The sequence below is a fragment of the Streptomyces deserti genome (genome assembly GCF_054782695.1).
Window position 1 is genome coordinate 33367 of record NZ_BAAGRZ010000006.1, and the last position, 19230, is coordinate 52596.

Annotated in this window: 19 protein-coding genes and 2 pseudogenes; 4 read left to right on the forward strand and 17 right to left on the reverse strand. The window is 71.8% G+C overall.

Features of this window, described 5'->3' with window-relative positions:
• Positions 1 to 6: 6 nt before the first annotated feature.
• The 14 genes from ACYVMZ_RS13710 to ACYVMZ_RS13775 all read right to left on the reverse strand — a co-directional run bounded on the left by ACYVMZ_RS13710 (position 7) and on the right by ACYVMZ_RS13775 (position 14323).
• Entirely contained in the window at positions 7 to 912 is a 906-nt protein-coding gene (locus ACYVMZ_RS13710) for an ABC transporter permease (protein ID WP_461079168.1), read from the reverse strand.
• Positions 899 to 1687 carry an ABC transporter ATP-binding protein gene (locus tag ACYVMZ_RS13715; RefSeq protein ID WP_461079170.1) on the reverse strand — a complete coding sequence of 263 codons (789 nt, stop codon included), beginning with the start codon at positions 1685 to 1687 and terminating at the stop codon, positions 899 to 901. The genes ACYVMZ_RS13710 and ACYVMZ_RS13715 overlap by 14 nt, the downstream gene beginning before the upstream one ends.
• Before the next feature lie 34 nt (positions 1688 to 1721).
• Positions 1722 to 2825, reverse strand: a complete 1104-nt coding sequence (locus ACYVMZ_RS13720) for an aliphatic sulfonate ABC transporter substrate-binding protein (RefSeq protein WP_461079172.1) — start codon at positions 2823 to 2825, stop codon at positions 1722 to 1724.
• A 222-nt stretch (positions 2826 to 3047) separates the two neighbouring features.
• The gene (locus ACYVMZ_RS13725; RefSeq protein ID WP_461079174.1) at positions 3048 to 4382 is read right to left on the reverse strand and encodes a sulfate adenylyltransferase subunit 1; all 1335 of its coding nucleotides are present in this window, start codon (positions 4380 to 4382) and stop codon (positions 3048 to 3050) included.
• Between the two features lie 2 nt (positions 4383 to 4384).
• Positions 4385 to 5323, reverse strand: a complete 939-nt coding sequence (cysD, locus tag ACYVMZ_RS13730; RefSeq protein ID WP_461079176.1) for a sulfate adenylyltransferase subunit CysD — start codon at positions 5321 to 5323, stop codon at positions 4385 to 4387.
• Positions 5320 to 5856 carry an adenylyl-sulfate kinase gene (gene cysC, locus ACYVMZ_RS13735; protein ID WP_461079178.1) on the reverse strand — a complete coding sequence of 179 codons (537 nt, stop codon included), beginning with the start codon at positions 5854 to 5856 and terminating at the stop codon, positions 5320 to 5322. Before cysC ends, cysD begins: the two co-directional genes overlap by 4 nt.
• 104 nt (positions 5857 to 5960) lie before the next feature.
• Positions 5961 to 6671 carry a phosphoadenylyl-sulfate reductase gene (locus tag ACYVMZ_RS13740; protein WP_461079180.1) on the reverse strand — a complete coding sequence of 237 codons (711 nt, stop codon included), beginning with the start codon at positions 6669 to 6671 and terminating at the stop codon, positions 5961 to 5963.
• Positions 6668 to 6850 (reverse strand): hypothetical protein, encoded by a 183-nt coding sequence (locus tag ACYVMZ_RS13745; protein WP_461079182.1) that lies wholly within the window; start codon positions 6848 to 6850, stop codon positions 6668 to 6670. Before ACYVMZ_RS13745 ends, ACYVMZ_RS13740 begins: the two co-directional genes overlap by 4 nt.
• Positions 6847 to 8544 (reverse strand): nitrite/sulfite reductase, encoded by a 1698-nt coding sequence (locus ACYVMZ_RS13750; RefSeq protein ID WP_461079184.1) that lies wholly within the window; start codon positions 8542 to 8544, stop codon positions 6847 to 6849. The genes ACYVMZ_RS13745 and ACYVMZ_RS13750 overlap by 4 nt, the downstream gene beginning before the upstream one ends.
• A 191-nt stretch (positions 8545 to 8735) precedes the next feature.
• The gene (locus tag ACYVMZ_RS13755; protein WP_310591794.1) at positions 8736 to 8819 is read right to left on the reverse strand and encodes a putative leader peptide; all 84 of its coding nucleotides are present in this window, start codon (positions 8817 to 8819) and stop codon (positions 8736 to 8738) included.
• A 137-nt stretch (positions 8820 to 8956) separates the two neighbouring features.
• The gene (locus ACYVMZ_RS13760) at positions 8957 to 9529 is read right to left on the reverse strand and encodes a GNAT family N-acetyltransferase (RefSeq protein ID WP_461079186.1); all 573 of its coding nucleotides are present in this window, start codon (positions 9527 to 9529) and stop codon (positions 8957 to 8959) included.
• An 80-nt stretch (positions 9530 to 9609) separates the two neighbouring features.
• Positions 9610 to 10968, reverse strand: a complete 1359-nt coding sequence (locus ACYVMZ_RS13765; RefSeq protein ID WP_461079188.1) for a hypothetical protein — start codon at positions 10966 to 10968, stop codon at positions 9610 to 9612.
• A gap of 191 nt (positions 10969 to 11159) precedes the next feature.
• A complete protein-coding gene (locus ACYVMZ_RS13770; protein WP_461079190.1) occupies positions 11160 to 12437 on the reverse strand; it encodes a GAF domain-containing protein in 1278 nt (425 codons plus the stop codon).
• 251 nt (positions 12438 to 12688) lie between these two features.
• Positions 12689 to 14323, reverse strand: coding sequence for an acyl-CoA dehydrogenase family protein (locus ACYVMZ_RS13775; protein WP_461079192.1), 1635 nt, complete (start codon positions 14321 to 14323; stop codon positions 12689 to 12691).
• A 97-nt stretch (positions 14324 to 14420) separates the two neighbouring features.
• Between ACYVMZ_RS13775 and ACYVMZ_RS13780 the strand changes: the two genes are divergently transcribed.
• Positions 14421 to 15617, forward strand: a complete 1197-nt coding sequence (locus ACYVMZ_RS13780) for a YihY/virulence factor BrkB family protein (protein WP_461079194.1) — start codon at positions 14421 to 14423, stop codon at positions 15615 to 15617.
• Positions 15618 to 15627: 10 nt separating this feature from the next.
• Here the strand turns inward: ACYVMZ_RS13780 and ACYVMZ_RS13785 are convergent.
• A pseudogene (locus ACYVMZ_RS13785) lies at positions 15628 to 15915 on the reverse strand (NmrA family transcriptional regulator); the annotation flags it as partial.
• On the opposite strand from ACYVMZ_RS13785, the pseudogene ACYVMZ_RS13790 reads away from it, so the two are divergent.
• Positions 15872 to 16021 (forward strand): annotated as a pseudogene (locus ACYVMZ_RS13790) (hypothetical protein); the annotation flags it as partial. The pseudogenes ACYVMZ_RS13785 and ACYVMZ_RS13790 overlap by 44 nt on opposite strands.
• Before the next feature lie 390 nt (positions 16022 to 16411).
• Entirely contained in the window at positions 16412 to 17095 is a 684-nt protein-coding gene (locus ACYVMZ_RS13795; protein WP_461079571.1) for a helix-turn-helix domain-containing protein, read from the forward strand.
• Here the strand turns inward: ACYVMZ_RS13795 and ACYVMZ_RS13800 are convergent.
• On the reverse strand, positions 17081 to 17479 hold the full coding sequence (locus tag ACYVMZ_RS13800) for a VOC family protein (protein WP_461079196.1): 399 nt from the start codon (positions 17477 to 17479) through the stop codon (positions 17081 to 17083). The two genes, ACYVMZ_RS13795 and ACYVMZ_RS13800, sit on opposite strands and share 15 nt — an antisense overlap.
• A 143-nt stretch (positions 17480 to 17622) precedes the next feature.
• A complete protein-coding gene (locus tag ACYVMZ_RS13805) occupies positions 17623 to 18645 on the reverse strand; it encodes a DUF5954 family protein (protein ID WP_461079198.1) in 1023 nt (340 codons plus the stop codon).
• 59 nt (positions 18646 to 18704) lie between these two features.
• Between ACYVMZ_RS13805 and ACYVMZ_RS13810 the strand changes: the two genes are divergently transcribed.
• Positions 18705 to 19190 (forward strand): hypothetical protein, encoded by a 486-nt coding sequence (locus ACYVMZ_RS13810; RefSeq protein WP_461079200.1) that lies wholly within the window; start codon positions 18705 to 18707, stop codon positions 19188 to 19190.
• The last annotated feature ends 40 nt before the right edge of the window (positions 19191 to 19230 follow it).

Here is a 19230-nt window from a genome sequence, read left to right on the forward strand (position 1 = left end):
CGTGCCTCAGCTCCTCACCAGCAGGCCGCGGCTGCGCAGCACCCACCGCTCCAGCGGGCTGAAGATCAGCAGATCGATGGCGATGCCGACGATGAGGATGAGCAGGATGCCCTCGAACACCATGGCCATGTCGCTGGCGTTGCGGCCGTTCTCCAGCAGCTGACCGAGGCCGACGCCGAGATCGGGGAAGGACGCGATGATCTCCGCGGCCATCAGGGAGCGCCAGGAGAACGCCCAGCCCTGCTTCAGACCGGCGACGTAACCGGGCAGCGCGGCCGGCAGCACGATGTGCCAGGTGCCCTTCAGGCCGGTCGCGCCCATCGTGCGTCCCGCCCGGAGGAAGAGCGGGGGGACCTGGTCGACGCCGGAGACCAGGCCGTTGGCGATGGACGGGACCGCGCCGAGCAGGATCACCGCGTACATCATCTGGTTGTTCAGGCCCAGCCAGATCACGGCCGGCGGCACCCACGCCACCGACGGCAGCGACTGCAGGCCGGACAGGATCGGGCCGATCGCCGCGCGCACGAACTTCACCCGGGCCACCAGCAGCCCCAGCGGGGTGCCGATGAGCAGGGCGAAGCAGAAACCGAGCAGGCCGCGCGAGACGCTGGTCCAGATGTAGCCGAGCAGTTCGCCCTGCAGCCACGCCTGGTGGACGACGTCCCACACGGCGCCCGGCGAGGGCAGCTTGGTCGGATCGTCGACGACCTTGAAGGAGACCAGGGCCTGCCAGACCACCAGCACCAGCGCGATGGCGATGATCGGCGGCAGGATCTTCTCGACGAAGGTCTGCCGGAACGGCTTGCGGGTCTGCTGCCGCGTCTCCAGCGCGTCGAGGCCCGCCTCCAGACCGGCGAGATCGTTGCCGTCCTTGAGGTCCTTGGTGGTGGCCGTGGTGTCAGTGCTGGCCATGTCGGCGGATCTCCCCCCGCAGTTGTTCGGTGATCTCGACGGACAGCTCCGCCACCGCGGTGTCCTCGATGCGGCGCGGCTGCGGGATGTCGACCCTCCACTCGCGCGCGATGCGCCCCGGACGGGACGACAGCAGCACCACGCGCTGCGCGAGCCGGACCGCCTCGCGCACGTTGTGCGTGACGAAGAGGACGGACAGCTGTGTCTCGCGCCAGATGCGGGTGAGTTCGTCGTGGAGCACGTCGCGGGTGATGGCATCGAGGGCCGCGAACGGCTCGTCCATCAGCAGCAGCTTGCTCTCCTGGGCGAGCGCACGGGCCAGGGCGACGCGCTGGCGCATACCGCCGGACAACTCGTGCACCCGCTTGCCGTACGCGCCCTTCAGCCGGACGAGCTCCAGCAGCTCCTCGGCCCGCTCGCGCCGCTCGGTCTTCGCCACACCCCTGAGCTTCAGGGCGAGTTCGATGTTCTTGCCCGCGGTCAGCCACGGGAACAGGGCGTGCTCCTGGAACATCAGCGCGGGACGCCCGTCCGTGGTGATCTCGCCGGCGGTGGGCCGGTCGAGGCCCGCCACCAGGTTGAGCAGCGTGGACTTGCCGCAGCCCGAGGCCCCCAGGAGGGTGACGAACTCGCCGGGCGCGACATCGAGGCTGATGTCGTCCAGCACGAGCTGCCCTCCGGCGGGGCCCGCGAATGACTTCGAGACGTGCTCGATCCGCGCGGCGTGCGTGGCCGTCTCGGTGCCGTCGGCGGCCTTGGCGAGGGTCGTGGCCATGGTCGTCACCTCCTGGGACTGTTCGGATGCGGGCTCAACTGGCGCCGAGGCCAGCGTCGTCGACCGGGCGTGCGCCCTCGGCCTTCAGGACCTTGTTGAGGAGAGTGAGGTCGTAGATGCCGTCGAGGTCGGGCTTGTCGAGCAGACCCGCCTTGACGGCGTGCTCCGCCTCGGTGTTGAGGGTCGAGGCCAGCGGGTCGTCGGTGAACGTGATCGACTTCCACGCCGGGTCGAGGACATCGGCCGGCAGGGCCTTGCCGGAGTCGATCTCCAGCTGCTTGTTCGCCGCGGCCTTCGCCTCGTCCGGGTGGGCGTTGATCCACTTGTTGGTGTCGACGGAGGCCTTCAGCACGGCCTCGACGGCCTTCGGGTGCTCCTTGAGGAACTTCTGCGACACGATGATGTTCGTGATCACGAACTTCCCGTCGGGCCACAGCGAGGACTCGTCGAGCAGCACCTTGCCGCCCTCGGCGACCAGCTTCGACGCGGTCGGCTCCGGCACCCACGCGCCGTCGATGGACCCGGCCTTGTAGGCGTCCGGGGTGACCTTGTTGTCACTGCGGACGACCGTGACGTCGCCCTTGCCGCTCTGCGGGTCGACCTTCCAGCCCTGCTCGGCGGCCCAGTTGAGGAACGCCACGTCCTGCGTGTTGCCCAGCTGCGGGGTCGCGATCCGCTTGCCCCTGACGTCCTTCAGGGACGTGATCTTCTCCGGGTTCACCACCAGCTTCACCCCGCCGGAGGCCGAACCGCCGATGATGCGCAGGTTCTTGCCGTTCGACTTGGTGTAGCCGTTGATCGCGGGGGAGGGGCCGATCCAGCCGATGTCGATGGAACCGGAGTTCAGCGCCTCGATCTCGGAGGGACCGGCGTTGAAGACGGCGGGCTTGACCACGGTGGCCCCCAGCGCCTTCTGGAAGAAGCCCTTCTGCACGCCCACCAGCGCGGTTCCGTGGGTCAGGTTCCCGAAGTAGCCGATCCTCACGGAGTCGAGACCGTCGGTCTTCTTCGCCCCGGCGGCGACCTTGGCGGTGTCGCCGCCCTTGGCCTGGGAGCCGTATCCGCAGGCGGTGAGGGCGAGCAGAGGGAGGGCTGCTAGGGCCGCGAAGGTGCGGCGGAGGGCTTTGCTGGCAGGCACGGGAGGTGTTCCTCTCGTTGGCCCGGCGTCACGTTCTGTCAGGTCGTGGCCGGGAGGTCGGCAGGTCTGCGTCTACGGCGGTGGGGGGTGCGGGCGCGCGAGCGGTGCGCGGACGTCAGCGCACACATCGCGCGACTCCGCCCTGCCCGCTGCCGAGCGCACCGCTGCCGACGCGGCCGCCCTCCTTCGCGAACATCGAGTAGAAGTCGGGGGAGTTCATGGTCAGAAGTCCCACCCGTCGTCGTCGGCCTCGTCCTTCACCGGCTCCGGGGAGGCGAAGGACTCGCCGACCATGCCCGCGGTGAGCGTGGTGCCGTCGTTCGGGTCGATCAGGATGAACGATCCGGTGCGCCGCGAGTCGGCGTAGGAGTCGACCGGCAGCGGCTCGGCGGTACGGATCTTCACCCGGCCGATGTCGTTGGCGACGAGCTGTCCCGGGTGCGGGTGCAGGGACAGGTCGTCGAGGGTGAGCCGGGACGGGATGTCCTTGACGATCGCCTTGACCGTGCGGGTGCCGTGCTTGAGCAGCACCCGGTGACCGACCGTCAGCGGCTCGTCGGCCACGTGGCAGACGGTCGCCTCGATGTCCTGCGTGGTCGGCGGCGCGTCCTTGCTCGGCACGATCAGGTCGCCGCGCGAGATGTCGATGTCGTCCTCGAGGACCAGGGTCACCGACTGCGGGGTCCAGGCCACGTCCACCGGCTTGCCCAGCAGGTCGATGCCGGCGATCTTCGTGGCCCGGCCGGACGGCAGCACCGTCACCGAGTCGCCCACGCGGAACGTACCGGCCGCGATCTGGCCCGCGTAGCCCCGGTAGTCCGGATGCTCGGCGGTCTGCGGCCGGATCACGTACTGCACGGGCAGCCGGGCGTGGCAGTGCGCCAGGTCGTGGCTGACCGGGACGGTCTCCAGGTGCTCCAGCACGGTCGGGCCGCCGTACCAGTCCATGTTCGCGGACGGCTCCACCACGTTGTCCCCGGCGAGCGCCGAGATCGGGATCGCGGTGACCTCCGGGACGCCGAGCTCGGTGGCGTACGCCGTGAACTCCTCGGCGATCGCCGCGAACACCTTCTCCTCGTACCCGACGAGGTCCATCTTGTTGACGGCGAGGACGACGTGCGGGACGCGCAGCAGGGCGGCGATGGCGGCGTGCCGGCGGGTCTGCTCGACGACGCCGTTGCGGGCGTCGACGAGGATCACCGTCAGCTCGGCCGTCGAGGCGCCCGTGACCATGTTGCGCGTGTACTGCACATGGCCCGGCGTGTCGGCCAGGATGAACCGGCGGCGGGGCGTGGCGAAGTAGCGGTAGGCCACGTCGATGGTGATGCCCTGCTCCCGCTCGGCACGCAGACCGTCCGTCAGCAGCGCCAGGTCCGGGCCGTCCTGGCCACGGCTCGCGGAGACGCGCTGCACGGCCTCCAGCTGGTCGACGAGGACCGACTTGGAGTCGTGCAGAAGACGGCCGACGAGGGTGGACTTGCCGTCGTCGACGGAGCCGGCGGTGGCGAACCGCAGCAGGGTGGTGGCCGAGAGCTCCTCGGTCGTGATCGTGCTCATGCTTAGAAGTACCCCTCGCGCTTGCGGTCTTCCATCGCGGCCTCGGAGAGCTTGTCGTCGGCGCGGGTGGCGCCGCGCTCGGTGAGCCGGGAGGCGGCGATCTCCGTGATCACCTTCTCGATGGTGTCGGCGTCCGAGTCGACGGCACCCGTGCAGGACATGTCACCGACGGTGCGGTAGCGGACGAGCCGCTTCTCGACGACCTCGCCGTCCTTCGGCCCGCCCCACTCACCGGCGGTGAGCCACATGCCGCCCCGCTGGAACACCTCCCGCTCGTGCGCGAAGTAGATCTCGGGCAGCTCGATCTCCTCGCGGGCGATGTACTGCCACACGTCCAACTCGGTCCAGTTGGACAGCGGGAACACGCGCACGTGCTCACCGGGCGCGTGCCGGCCGTTGTACAGGTTCCACAGCTCGGGCCGCTGGCGGCGCGGGTCCCACTGCGAGAACTCGTCGCGCAGCGAGAACACCCGCTCCTTGGCCCGGGCCTTCTCCTCGTCGCGGCGCCCGCCGCCGAACACGGCGTCGAACTTCTCGCTCTGGATCTTCTCCGTCAGCGGCAGCGTCTGGAGCGGGTTGCGGGTCCCGTCCGGACGCTCCTTGAGCACTCCCCGGTCGATGTAGTCCTGCACGGAGGCGACATGCAGCCGCAGCCCGTGCTTGGCGACCGTGCGGTCCCGGTAGTCGATGACCTCGGGGAAGTTGTGCCCGGTGTCCACGTGCAGGAGCGCGAACGGCACCGGCGCCGGGGCGAAGGCCTTCAGCGCCAGGTGCAGCATGACGATGGAGTCCTTGCCGCCGGAGAACAGGATCACCGGGTTCTCGAACTCGCCCGCCACCTCGCGGAAGATGTGCACCGCCTCGGACTCGAGGGCGTCGAGGTGCGAGAGGGCGTACGGGCTGTCGGTCTCCTCGGACACGGTGGCGACGGTCGTCGTCATGCCAGTCCCCTTTCGCTGAGCAGGGCGTACACCGACGCCGCGGACTCCTGCACGGTCTGGTTCTGCGACTCGATCCGCAGATCGGGCGACTCGGGCTCCTCGTACGGGTCGTCGACCCCGGTGAGCCCCTTGAGCTCGCCCGCGGCCTGCTTGGCGTACAGGCCCTTCACGTCGCGCACCGAGCACACCTCGACCGGAGTGGCCACGTGCACCTCGATGTACGGCGTGCCGTTCGCCTGGTGGCGCTTGCGCACCGCCTCACGGCTGTCGGTGTACGGCGCGATGACCGGGACGAGGGCGAGAACGCCGTTGCGGGCGAGCAGTTCGGCGACGAAGCCGATGCGCTGCACGTTGGTGTGCCGGTCCTCGCGGGAGAAGCCGAGGCCCGCCGAGATGAACTCGCGGATCTCGTCGCCGTCGAGCACCTCGACGCGGTGGCCCTCCGCGCGGAGCCGGCCGGCCAGCTCGTACGCGATGGTGGTCTTGCCGGCGCTCGGCAGACCGGTGAGCCAGACGGTGGCTCCGCTCGTCACGTGGTTCTCCTGGGTCGCAGTGGTCGTCGCGTCCGGAACAGCGGTAGCAGCGGGAGCTGTGGACGCCGTGTGCGTGGCGGTGTTCGCCCGAGCGGCCTGCGCGGTCATGCGTGCAGCCCGCACTCGGTCTTGGCCCGGCCCGCCCAGCGGCCGGCGCGCGCGTCCTCGCCCGCCAGGACGCGGCGGGTGCAGGGGGCGCAGCCGACGGAGGCGTAGCCGTCCATCAGCAGCGGGTTGGTCAGCACACCGTGCTCGGCGACGTAGGCGTCCACGTCGTCCTGGGTCCAGCGGGCGATGGGGGAGATCTTGACCTTCTGGCGCTTGTCGTCCCAGCCGACGACCGGGGTGTTCGCCCGGGTCGGGGACTCGTCGCGGCGCAGGCCGGTCGCCCAGGCGAGGTAGCCCTTCAGGCCCTCCTCCAGCGGCTGGACCTTCCGGAGCTTGCAGCACAGGTCGGGGTCGCGGTCGTGCAGCTTCGGGCCGTACTGGGCGTCCTGCTCGGCGACCGTCTGCTTCGGCGTCAGCGTGATGACGTTGACGTCCATCACGGCCTCCACCGCGTCCCGCGTACCGATCGTCTCGGGGAAGTGGTAGCCGGTGTCGAGGAACACCACGTCGACGCCGGGCATCGCGCGGGAGGCGAGGTGGGCGACCACCGCGTCCTCCATCGACGAGGTCACGCAGAAGCGCTTGCCGAACGTCTCGGCGGCCCACTGGAGGATCTCCAGCGCGGTGGCGTCCTCCAGGTCGCGGCCCGCCTGCTCGGCGAGCGCCTTCAGATCCTCGGTCGAGCGCTCTTCCTGAATCGCGGTCATATCTGCTGTGCCCCTCCCGTGTCGGATCGCTGGAGCCCCCGGGCCAGCAGCCCGAGGAACTTCAGCTGAAAGGCTCGATTGCACGCCGCGCATTCCCACGCGCCATGGCCCTGCTCGCTCGGACGCAGGTCCTCGTCGCCGCAGTAGGGGCAGTAGAAGGGGGCCGCACGCTCCGTCATGACAGCGACTCCTCACTGGCACGCGCCGCCCAGGTGGCGAACCGCTCACCCTCCTCGCGCTCCGCCTGGAACCGCTTCAGGACGCGCTCCACATAGTCGGGCAGTTCCTCGGAGGTGACCTTCAGACCGCGCACCTTGCGGCCGAAGCCCGCCTCCAGGCCCAGCGCACCGCCCAGGTGCACCTGGAAGCCCTCGACCTGCTCGCCCTTGTCGTTGAGGACCAGCTGGCCCTTGAGACCGATGTCCGCGACCTGGATACGGGCGCAGGCGTTCGGGCAGCCGTTGATGTTGATGGTGATCGGCTCGTCGAACTCCGGGATCCGGCGCTCCAGTTCGTCGATGAGGGAGGAGCCGCGCGCCTTGGTCTCGACGATGGCGAGCTTGCAGTACTCGATGCCGGTGCAGGCCATCGTGCCGCGCCGGAACGGGGAGGGATTCGTCGTCAGGTCCAGCGCCTCCAGGCCCTCGACCAGCGAGTCGACCTGCGACTCCTCGACGTCCAGCACGATCATCTTCTGCTCGACGGTCGTACGGACCCGGCCCGAGCCGTGCGCCTCCGCCAGCTCGGCGATCTTCGTGAGGGTGGCGCCGTCGACACGGCCGACGCGCGGGGCGAAACCGACGTAGAAGCGGCCGTCCTTCTGCCGGTGCACGCCGACGTGGTCGCGCCAACGCTCCACGGGCTGGGCGGGCGCCGGGCCGTCGACGAGCTTGCGCTTGAGGTACTCGTCCTCCAGGACCTGCCGGAACTTCTCCGCGCCCCAGTCGGCGACCAGGAACTTCAGGCGGGCGCGCGTACGAAGGCGCCGGTAGCCGTAGTCGCGGAAGATCGAGATGACGCCCTCGTAGACGTCCGGGACCTCGTCCAGCGGCACCCAGGCGCCGAGCCGGACGCCGATCTTGGGGTTGGTGGACAGGCCGCCGCCGACCCACAGGTCGAAGCCGGGGCCGTGCTCGGGGTGGTTCACGCCGACGAACGCGACGTCGTTGATCTCGTGCGCCACGTCGAGCAGCGGCGAGCCGCTGATCGCCGACTTGAACTTGCGCGGCAGGTTCGAGAACGCCTTGTTGCCGATGATCCGGCGGTGGATCTCCTCGATGGCCGGGGTGCCGTCGATGATCTCGTCCGCGGCGATGCCGGCGACGGGCGAGCCGAGGATCACGCGGGGCGTGTCACCGCAGGCCTCGGTGGTGGACAGGCCGACCGCCTCCAGGCGGTCCCAGATCTCGGGCACGTCCTCGATCCGGATCCAGTGGTACTGGACGTTCTGCCGGTCGGTGATGTCGGCCGTGCCGCGCGCGAACTCCTGGGAGATCTCACCGATCACCCGCAGCTGCCGGGTGGTGAGCCGGCCGCCGTCGATACGGACGCGGAGCATGAAGTACTCGTCGTCCAGCTCCTCCGGCTCCAGGACCGCGGTCTTGCCGCCGTCGATGCCGGGCTTGCGCTGGGTGTACAGACCCCACCAGCGCATGCGGCCGCGCAGGTCGTTGGGGTCGATCGAGTCGAAACCCCGCTTGGAGTAGATCGTCTCAATGCGTGTCCGCACATTGAGACCGTCGTCGTCCTTCTTGAACTGCTCGTTGCCGTTGAGCGGGGTGAAGTGACCCGCGGCCCACTGACCCTCACCGCGGTGACGGCTCACCTTGCGGCGGGGAGTCGCGGCGGCAGGGTTCTGCGGGGTGGCGGCCATGGTGGATACGTCCTTCGGGACAGCGATGGGAAGGGGGCGGCGCGCAGCGCCGTCGATGAGGGGTGGCGGGCGGGAGGCTCTGACCTGCGCGTACGGGCGCATGGGCATACGTGCGCGTCATTGCGCAGGGAGGCTGTAGGGGGGTGTCGGGCGCTGCTGGATCCGTGGCCCGAGGCCACAGACGGATACGCTCAGCGCGCCGGACAGATGGCGCTGGACATGCGGCCGAGATCGACGTGCCGCCGACTCACCAAGGCAATTCCAGTTCCAGACATGACGGAAGCGTGTCATGGCGATCTGGACACAGTCCAGCTTCGTCCATCATGCGGACACCCTTGTCCCGGAATGTGGGACAAGGGTGGCGTTGGTCACATGCCGTGCAGGTGTCTTGTCCGTGCAGGTCAGCCGGGGGTCAGTCGGGGTACGCCCCGGGCCACGGGCCGGGTGCGGTCCCCTCGTGCTCCTCCTCGACCTTGGTGTCGAACAGCGTGAAGCCGCGGCGCTGGTAGTTCCCCATCGCGTGCTCGCCGTCCTTGCTGCACGTGTGCAGCCACACCCGCTTCGTCGGCGCCAGCTCGGGCCAGCGCTCCGCGAGGTCCCAGGCGCGGGCGGTGCCGTACGACAGCAGGTATCCGCCGATCCGCCGGCCCCGGAAGGCGGGGAGCAGCCCGAAGTAGACGATCTCCACGACCCCCTCGTCCTGCGCCTCCAGCTCCACGTACCCGGCGGGTGTGCCGCGGTCGTAGGCCACCCAGGTCTCCACCCCGGGCCGGTCCAGGTGCTCCAGCCATCGCGCGTACGTCCAGCTCAGCCGGTCGGTCCAGTGGATGTCACCGCCGACCGAGGCGTACAGGAAGCGGCTGAACTCGGGCGAGGGCACCTCGGAGCGGACGATCCGGACGTCCCCCTCGGGCGCGGCGGCCGGCACGAGGTCGGTCGGCGCGGTCTGCTCCAGGGACCAGGTGGTCACGGTGATGGTGGTCATGCCGGTCAGGGAACCACCCGGCCCGCAGATCTGTCGAACGGCTGTCCAGGGAACGGGCGGCCCGTCCAGGGGGCGAGAGGTCAGTCCGCGGAACGGTCGATCGAGTCCAGCGGCAGCGCGAAGAGCATCCGCCCGGACTGGGACCAGACCTCGCCGGTCTCCTCCCAGTAGGAGAGAGAGCCCGACTGTCCGCTCCAGCAGCGGCGGGTCTCGTCGGCGCCGCACTCCGTGGCCCGCGCGCCGCCGGTGTCCTGCCGCCACAGCGTGCCGTGCCCGTCCGGGGTGCGGGCGGCGCGGGCGAGGTACCAGGCCGAGCCGTACGACAGCACGCCCCGCACGTCGGCCGTCTTCGTCCGGTACGCCTCGACTGCCGGGGCGTGCCCGGTGCCGTCGGTGGTGAGCAGGCCGGAGCGGGCCGGGTCCGCGCTGAACTCGTAGCGCCACAGCCGGGTGGGCCGGTCGGCGTCCGCGGGCACCCGCTCGCCGGCGACCAGGCTGTCGGGTGCCGTGCTGCGGTCCAGGGAGATGCCGCCCAGCCGCGGGGCGTCCGCGCCGCCGGGCAGCCGGTAGGTGGCGACGGCGGGCAGGACGAACCGGGAGCCGCCCGCCGACCAGCCGGCGGACACCCGGCCGACGGCGGCGGCGTCGACGGTGGCGCGCTGGATCCGGTCCAGGTCGTACACATACAGGGCGTTCCGGTCGCCCGCACCGGCGGTGACCAGCAGCTTGTCCTGGTACCAGACCATGCCGGACACCGGCGAGACGAGCCCCCGGTAGTCGCGGCCTCCGTCGACGGGCACGGCGAGGAGCGCCGAGGCGGAGGTGAGGCGCGCCGGGTCGTTCGCGTCGACGAAGGCGACCGTGGCCAGGCCCCGGTCGATGGCCGATGCGCTGCGCGAGCCGGTCGGTGCGGCGTCGTCGGTCGTCCCGCTGTCGCCGCTGTCGTCCGCCGGGCCGTCGTCGTGGCTCCAGGCGGCCAGGATCACGCGGTTGCCGCCCCAGCGGCCGTCGTCGTCCGCGTCGCCGGAGGTGGTGACCGCGCCGGGCCGCCGGTCCTCGGTGTCGGCGGCGTCCCAGCAGTACGCGCGCGTGGCCGCCGGTTCGACGGGCAGGGCGTGCCTCTCGGCGGTGGAGCAGTCGGCCGCCTCGCGCAGGGGGCGGTCGGCGGCCGCCAGGACGGCACCGACCCCGACGGGCCGGCCCATCGCCGAGGCGAGCCGGTCGAGCCAGGGCCGCGGCACGCGGTCCTCGGTCAGCGCCAGGGCGGCGGTCTCGGCGGACCGGGTGAGCGGCTTGAGCGCCCCGGGATCGTCGGCGATCGTGGCCTGCGAGGCGCTGATCATGGTGGCGGCGGCGGTGAGTGCGAGGGCGGTCCCGGCCAGGGCAGCGCGCAGCGCCCTGCCCCGCCTGCGTCGGCGGTGTCTGCCGCGATGCTTCATCGATCCTCCCGAGGCGGGCCAACTGCGCCTGATGATCCGTGGGTTGACCAAGGAGTAGGTGGGGTGGCCCGTAAGGGGGATGCTACGGCAGGCGGGCGGGGCCCGGGACGAAGACTCCGCACATATGCGGAAGATGCCACCCTTCGCCACCCCGCACGCCAGGGTGTGACGGCACGCGCGTGTGCCGCTCGTCAGGGCATCCGGACGGAGGACGCCCGGTGCCCCAGCACCGCCGGTGCCGTCGAGTGGGGAAGCAGGTCCTGCGGCTGGTCGGGCAGGAGCACCTCGACCTCCGCGTCGTCGCGGAAACGATAGGGCCGGTGTTCCAGAAACGCCCCGAGGTACCGCCGCACCCTCGACATCTCCGCGCGCACCGTCACCGTGCGCGCCGGGTCGCCGAACACGTCCTCGGCCAGGCCCGCGGCACTGCGCCCGCAGCGGTGCACGGCCAGCAGATACAGCAACTCGGCGTGCCGGGGGCTCAGTTCGCGGCTCCAGGCGCCCGCGCTGCCGCCGACCCGCACCGACCAGCGGCGCGGCTGCCTCAGGTCCAGCACGATCCGGGCGGCGCCGTGCGGCCCGGGCTCGTCGGCGGGCCGTACCAGCCAACCGTCGGCCAGCGGCTCCACCGCGCACAGCCCGAGCGCCGGCAGCCGGCTCAGGCCGGCCGACAGCGACCCGGGCAGCGCGATCCGCTTCGTGTACGGCATCCCGGTCACCGCGGCGGTCCAGCCGTCCCCGTCCACCACAAGGGCGCGCCCGCCGAGTCGTGCCAGCACCGGCGCCGCCACCGCGCGCAGCCGCTCCAGCGACTCCACGTGCATCTCGCGCAGCCGCGCCTCGGCGAGCTTGGCCACCGAGTCCACCCAGGCGAGCGTGGCCGGGTGCATGGTCTGCACCGGCCCGCTGATGTCCACGACGCCGATCAGCCGGCCGTCCCGCGGATCCGTCAGGGGCGCTCCGGCGCAGGTCCAGGTGGTGTGCGAGCGCACGAAGTGCTCGGAGGCGAAGACCTGGACGGGCCGGCGCACCACCGCCGGAGTGCCCACGCCGTTGGTGCCGACGACGTCCTCCCGCCAGTCCGCGCCGAGTTCGAAACCGAGCCCGTCGGCCTTGCGCAGCACCGGCGCGCTGCCCTCCCGCCACAGCACCCGGCCCTCCTCGTCGGCGACCACCATGATGTGGTGGGCGACGTCCGCGACCGACAGCAGCCCCTCCCGCAGCACCGGCAGCACATGCCGCAGCACCGACGTCTCGCGCCGCCGCTGCACCTCCTCACGGGACAGCAACCCGGATCTGAAGTCGTGGTCCGGATCGACACCGCTGCGCAGCATCCGCTCCCAGGACTGGCCGATCACCGGGCGGGGCGCCACCGGCGCGCGCTGCCCGGAGAGGGTGGCGGAGCGGACCTCGCTGAGTACCCGGGCCGCCCGCGCCGTGTCGACGGCGGCGAGCTGCATCACGTTCATCTGCCCCCCGAAGTCCGTTCTGACTGTCCGTCTCATAGTGCCGTCTGCCCGGGACGCGTGCGCACAGTCAGCACACAGTCATCAGCAAGTTGCAACCCTTTGCAACCCTGGTGGTCGGCCCGGCCCTGGTTGAAACTTGAGCGACGCCGTCCTGAGCGGCGTTCACGGCTCTCACGGGCCAGTGCCGCGGGGGTGGTGCCGTGTCGGCGCAGCACCACCCCCGCACCCCGACGGACAGGCCGAACGCCGGGTCAGGAGACGGGCCGGGCCCGCTCCACCACCGAGGCCAGATCCAGCGTGTGGGGCAGCGTGCCGAAGGCCGCGCCGCCGTCGCCGCCCAGGCGGGCCGCGCAGAACGCGTCGGCGACCTCAGGGGGCGCGTACCGCACGAGCAGCGCGCCCTGGAGCACCAGCGCGAGCCGTTCCACGAGCCGCCGCGCGCGCCCCTCGACGCCTTCCAGATCGGCGAGTTCGGTCAGCAGGTTCTTGATGGCGCCGTCGAGGCGGTGGTCGGCGCCGCGCGCCTGCCCGACCTCCCGCAGATAGGCGTCCAGCGCCCGCGGTTCCCGCCGCAGTGCCCGCAGCACGTCCAGCGCCTGGACGTTGCCCGCGCCCTCCCAGATCGAGTTGAGCGGCGACTCGCGCACCAGCCGGGGCATCCCGGACTCTTCGACGTACCCGTTGCCGCCCAGGCACTCGGACGCCTCCACCGCGACCGGCGCGCAGCGCTTGGTCACCCAGTACTTGGCCGCCGGCACCGCGATCCGCAGCAGCGCCCGCTCCTGCTCGCCGCCGTCGTCGTACGCGGCGGCCAGCCGCAGCGCCAGCGTCGTCGCCGCCTCCGACTCGATCGCGAGATCGGCGAGGACGTTGCGCATCAGCGGCTTGTCGACGAGCTTCCCGCCGAACGCCTCGCGGTACGTGCAGTGGTGCACGGCCTGGGCGACGGCCTGCCGCATCAGCCCCGCCGAGCCCAGCACACAGTCCAGCCGGGTCGCCGCCACCATTTCGATGATGGTGCGCACCCCGCGCCCCTCCTCGCCGACCCGGCGCGCCCAGGTCCCGTCGAACTCGACCTCGGCGGAGGCGTTGGACCGGTTGCCCAGCTTGTCCTTGAGCCGCTGGATGAGGAACACGTTGCGCGAGCCGTCCGACAGCACCCTCGGCACCAGGAAGCACGTCAGCCCCTCCGGCGCCTGGGCGAGGACCAGGAACCCGTCCGACATCGGCGCCGAGCAGAACCACTTGTGCCCGGTCAGCTCGTACGTGCCCGCCTCGGCGAGCGGCCGGGCGGTCGTGGTGTTCGCGCGTACGTCGCTGCCGCCCTGCTTCTCCGTCATGCCCATCCCGAACAGCGCACCGGCCTTCTGGTGGGCGGGCCTGAGGCCACGGTCGTACACCGTCGACGTCAGCAGCGGCTCCCACTCGGCGGCCAGGTCCGGGTCCGTGCGCAGGGCGGGCACCGCCGCGTGCGTCATCGACAGCGGGCAGCCGTTGCCGGCCTCGACCTGGCTCCACACCAGGAAGGCGGCGGCCCGCCGCACATGCCCGCCCGGTCGTGTCCAGGCCGAGGTCAGACCGGCCGAGACGCCCTTGCCGAGCAGCCGGTGCCAGGCCGGATGGAAGTCGACCTCGTCGACGCGGTGGCCGAAGCGGTCGTGCGTGCGCAGCCGGGGCGGGTTCTCGTTGGCCTGCGCACCCCACTCCTGAGCCTGGAGGGAGCCGGAGGTCCGGCCGAGCGCCGACAGCTCCGCCAGGCCCTCGTCGAGCACGTCGGGGTCCAGGTGCCGTTCGACCGCCGCCACCAGGGCCCGGTCGGCGGTGAAGACGTCGTATCCGACCAGCGGCGGCGGCTGGTTCGTCACGGTGTGGGTGGTGCCTGCCATGTCTGCGAACCTACCCCGCGGTACGGCATGGGTCACCACGACAGGACGAGCAGACCTGAGGGTGAGTGCGACCAGGCACGACGGATACCTTTAGGGCGTGCAGCCAGCAAGTGAAACCCCCGACAGGCCTTCCGGCCGCCTCCACCGGGCCCGAGCCCTCTACCGGAACGTCTCCAAACGCAGGACCGCCTGGCTGTTGCTCAAGGACACCGTCAACTCCTGCATGGAGTACCGCATCCTGGGCCTGGCCGCCGAGGCCGCGTTCTTCACGCTGCTGTCCGTGCCGCCACTGCTGCTGAGCATGATCGGCCTGCTCGGCTACGTCGACGCCTGGACCGGCGCCGACACCATCGAGAGCCTGCAGACCAACATCCTGGAGGCCTCCCGCACGGTGCTCTCCGACCGGGGCGTCAGGGAGATCGCCGAGCCGATCCTGCGGGACGTGATCAAGGGCGGCCGGCCCGACGTCATCTCCATCGGCTTCCTGTTCGCCCTGTGGTCCGGCTCCCGCGCGGTGAACGTCTTCATCGACACCATCACCGTGATGTACGGCCTCGACGGCGTCCGCGGCATCGTCAAGACCCGCCTGCTCGCCTTCCTGCTGTTCATCGTGGCCCTGCTGATCGGCTCGGTCGCGCTGCCGCTGATGGTGGCCGGGCCGGACGCGGTGGTGCGGATCGTGCCGTGGTCGACGACGGTGGTCCAGGTCCTGTACTGGCCGGTCGTCATCCTGCTGTCGATCGCCTTCCTGACCACGCTGTACCACGTGTCCGTCCCCGTGCGCTCCCCGTGGATCGAGGACGTGCCGGGCGCGCTGGTCGCCCTCGGCATGTGGGTGCTCGGCAGCTTCCTGCTGCGGATCTACCTGACCAGCACGGTCGAGGGCCCGACCATCTACGGCTCGCTGGCCGCGCCCGTCGCCGTGCTGCTGTGGATCGGCGTGTCCGCGTTCGCCGTGCTCGTCGGGGCCGCCGTCAACGCCGCCATCGACCGGGTCTGGCCGGCCGCCGCCACGGCCGCGGCCCGCGAGGCCAACGAGCGGCTGCGGCAGGCGCAGGTCGCCGAGTACGTGGCCCGCGCCGCGGCCGCCGGGGAGGCCGACCCCGACATGCCCTCCGAGTTCCCCGAGCGCTGGTCGCGCTTCCTGCCGCCGGAGGACGTCACGGCGCGGCTGCGGACGCACGTCAAGAGCACGCATGCGAAAAGCGCGCATATGAAGGGTGCGCACATGAAGGACACGCAGGTGAAGAGCGCGCCGGGCAACGGGGGCGAGGAGCCGCCCGCCGAGCAGTGAGCGCCGGCGCTCAGCCCTTCCAGACGCCCTCCGCTGCCGTCTGGTGCGCGTAGTCCGTGAAGTCGCGCGGCTCGCGGCCGAGGACCTGCCGCACACCGTCCGACAGGTGGGCGTTGCGGCCGTCCAGGAGCTCCTCGAACAGCCCGACCAGCCAGTCCACCTCCTCGGGCGGCACCCCGAAGCCGAGCAGCCGCTCGCCATACGCGCGCGCGGGCACGGACCGGTACGTCAGCTCACGCCCCGTCGCCTTCGCGATCTCGGCGACGGCCTCGCCCCAGGTCAGCAGCCGGGGCCGGCTGCTGGACGTGCTGCCGCCCCTGATCACCTTCACCTCCGACGTGTGGGACTGCTCGCTCACGCCGTACCTCATGGCGGAGATCGTCCGCGACGAGCCGGGCCAGGAGGTCGTCCTGGACCGCCTGCTGGACCTGCTGGTGATCGCCGCACTGCGGGCCTGGTTCGCCCGCCCCGAGGCGGAGCCACCCGCCTGGTACCGGGCGCTGGCCGACCCGGTCGTGGGCCGGGTCCTGCGCCTGGTCCAGGACGACCCCGCCCACCCGTGGACGATCGCGGCGCTGGCCGCCAAGGCCGGGGTGTCCCGGGCGGCCCTGGCCCGCCGGTTCACCGAGTTCGTCGGCGAGCCCCCGATGGCGTACCTCACCGGCTGGCGACTGGCCCTGGCCGCCGACCGGCTGCGCGACACCGACGAATACGATCGGCGCGATCGCCCGCCAGCCGTGGCAGGCCGTATGCCTCCGTGGCAAGCCGTACGCCGCCGTGGAAAGCTGGCGTACATGTACGCGGAACGGGCGTCGCGGCTGGCAGGTGCCGTCGTGTGGACCAACACCCTGTCCGGGCCCGGCCCGGGCCGGGTGCTGCCCGACGGCTGCATGGACCTGCTGTGGCACGAGGGGCGGCTGCTGGTCGCGGGCCCCGACACGCGCGCGCACGTCACCGAGGGCGGTCCCACCACCTGGGCCGGTGTCCGCCTCTACCCCGGAACCGCGCCCGCCCTGCTCGGCGTACCCGCCCACGAACTGCGCGACCGCCGTGTGCCGCTCGCGGACCTGTGGCCCGCCTCGGACGTCCGGCGTCTCACCGCCCGCGTCGACGCGGCCCCCGACCCGGCGGCCGGCCTGGAGGAACTGGTGCTGCGGCGGGCGGCCGAGACCGACCCGCCCGACCCGCTGCTGCGGCAGGTCGTCTCGGGGCTGTCCGCCGGCCGCCCCGTCGCCGCGACGGCCGACGAACTCGGCCTCAGCGCCCGCCAGTTGCACCGCCGCTCCCTGGTGGCGTTCGGGTACGGCCCCAAGACGCTGGCCCGCGTGCTGCGGCTGCGACGGGCCCTCACGCTGGCCCGCTCGGGTGTGCCCTTCGCGGACACGGCGGTCCGGTCCGGTTACGCGGACCAGGCCCACCTGGCGCGGGACGTACGGGAGTTGACGGGACTGCGACTGCGGGACCTACTGGCCCGCTAGCGGCGCGAACGGGTCCACGCCGTTGCCGTCCGGGTCGTGCAGGGTGGCGTACCGCTGCCCCCAGAAGGCGTCCCAGGGCTTGAGCTCACCGTGGTACCCGGCGCCCACCAGCTCCTCGTACAGGGCGTCCACCTCACCGGGGCTGTCACACCGCAGGGCCAGCGAGGCCCGGCTCCCTCCGGAGGGCGGCTGCCACCCGGCGTGGAAGGACCGGACGGTCTCCTCGGTGTCGAGCAGCAGCCGCAGCCCGCCGGGCAGTTCGGCCTCGACGTGCGGCTGCTCCTCGGAGCCCTCGGGGAAGGCGAACCCGAGGCGACGGTAGAAGGTGACGGAGGCGGCCATGTCGGAGACGACCAGGCCGATGGCATCGAATCGTGCGGTCATGCGGCCACCGTAGGCAGGGCCGCGGCGGCCGGTCTTGAAGGAATCGGACAGGGCTTGATCGGACAGGGCTGTCCAGCAGCGGGGGAACGGTGTTCATCGCGGCGGAGGCTACGCCGGAGCCGGAGCGGGGCCGGAGCGGGTGGCTACGCCGTCCCGAAGTGGATGGTCCCGTCCTCGTCCATCGTCGGGTGCATCTTCATCGGGCCGTACTCGTCGACGTCCGAGGGCCGCGGCATCTCCGGACCGTCGGGGCCCATCCGGACCATGCGTTCGACGCGGCAGATCCGGAACAGACGGTCGTCGACGCGGTACTCGTCGGCGCGGTCGAGCGCCCGGTACTCCTCGGCGGCCTTCGCGTACCGGGCCTTCGTGGCGTCGTCGTACTGGTACAGCATCGCCCAGATCTCGGACATGCCGTTGTAGAGCAGGCGGCGGGCGTCGTGCGGGGTGGCCGTCAGGACGCCACGCGGCTGCCAGCCGTGCTCGTCGCGCTCGACCACCGCGAAGCCGGTCGGCAGCAGCACGACCTCCGGGTGCGTGGCCACCGCCCGCTCGGAGTCCGCCCGTACGCCGGAGGGGAAACGGGAACCCGTGTACGCGAAGTCGCGCAGCCCCATCTTCATGGCGCCCGCGAGCAGGCCGTCCGAGCGGGCCGGGTCGAGGGCGAAGCCGACGTCCGGGGACGGGGAGTCCTTCGCCCGCCTGTCCCACGACCGCTCCACCGGCTCCGGGTCGGTGGGCCGGGGCGGCTCCAGCCCGTCGTCGTTCATGCGCGCGAACTCGTCCCCGCGCACCACCCGGTAGCGCACCCCGCACGCCTCCACCTCGTTCACCGGCTCCCGCTCCAGCACCGACACGGCCGCCAGCAGTTCACGCCGGACGGCCGGGTCGTCGGTACCGTCCTTCGCGGTGAACCACAGGTGCGAGTTCAGCCCGTCCCGGGCCATCTGCGGCATGCCGTCCACCACCGGCTTCAGCAGCCGCCAGGCCGGCCCCTCGGCCGGATCCTGTGCGGCGATCCCGAAGACCGGCCCGCGCATCGCCAGGTAGGGATAACGCCGGGAGGCGTCCACCGCGTCGGCCTCCCGCACCCAGGCGGCGGGGTCGTCCCGGCGGACCAACTCTTCGTGGAGCGCGTGGATCTGTTGCTGCCAGTCATCGGTCATGCGCGCATTGTCACTCAACTGGCGGTGCAGGTGGGCGATTTCGGGAAGACGGTGAAGCGGTGGGGGAACCGGCGGGCACTCCGGGGGAGGAGGATCGGCGGATTCCCACCCTCGCCCAGCAGTCCGTCGGCGTGTACGGCGGCGACGGTTTCTCCGCGACGTACGTCCCAGAGCAGGGTGGCGGGCAGCTCCACCTGCGCGTCGACCGGGGCACGATGACCGCCGAGAGCTGTCCGCGGCAGCCGGTCGGCGGGGCGTCCGGGACGCGGACCACCTGCGAGCGCGACGGTGCGGCCTGGTACCGCAGCGGCGGCGGACAACGCGAGTACGCCGTGCCGAAGAAGGGCCATGCCGTACGCATCACCGGTGAAGGAGTCCAGCGCGACGTCCTGCGCCAGGCGGCCCGAGCCGTGCGCCGCCCGTCCGGTGCCGAACTCGACAGCCTCCTGCCGCCCGCCTCCGCCGCGACCGGGCCCGTCGAACGCGGCGACCTGCCTCCGGCCGGTGACGGAGCCCCCGACAACGACGCGGACGCCGGCGGGTGACGACCAGCGGTGATTCCGAAATTTTCGGGCCTGATCACTC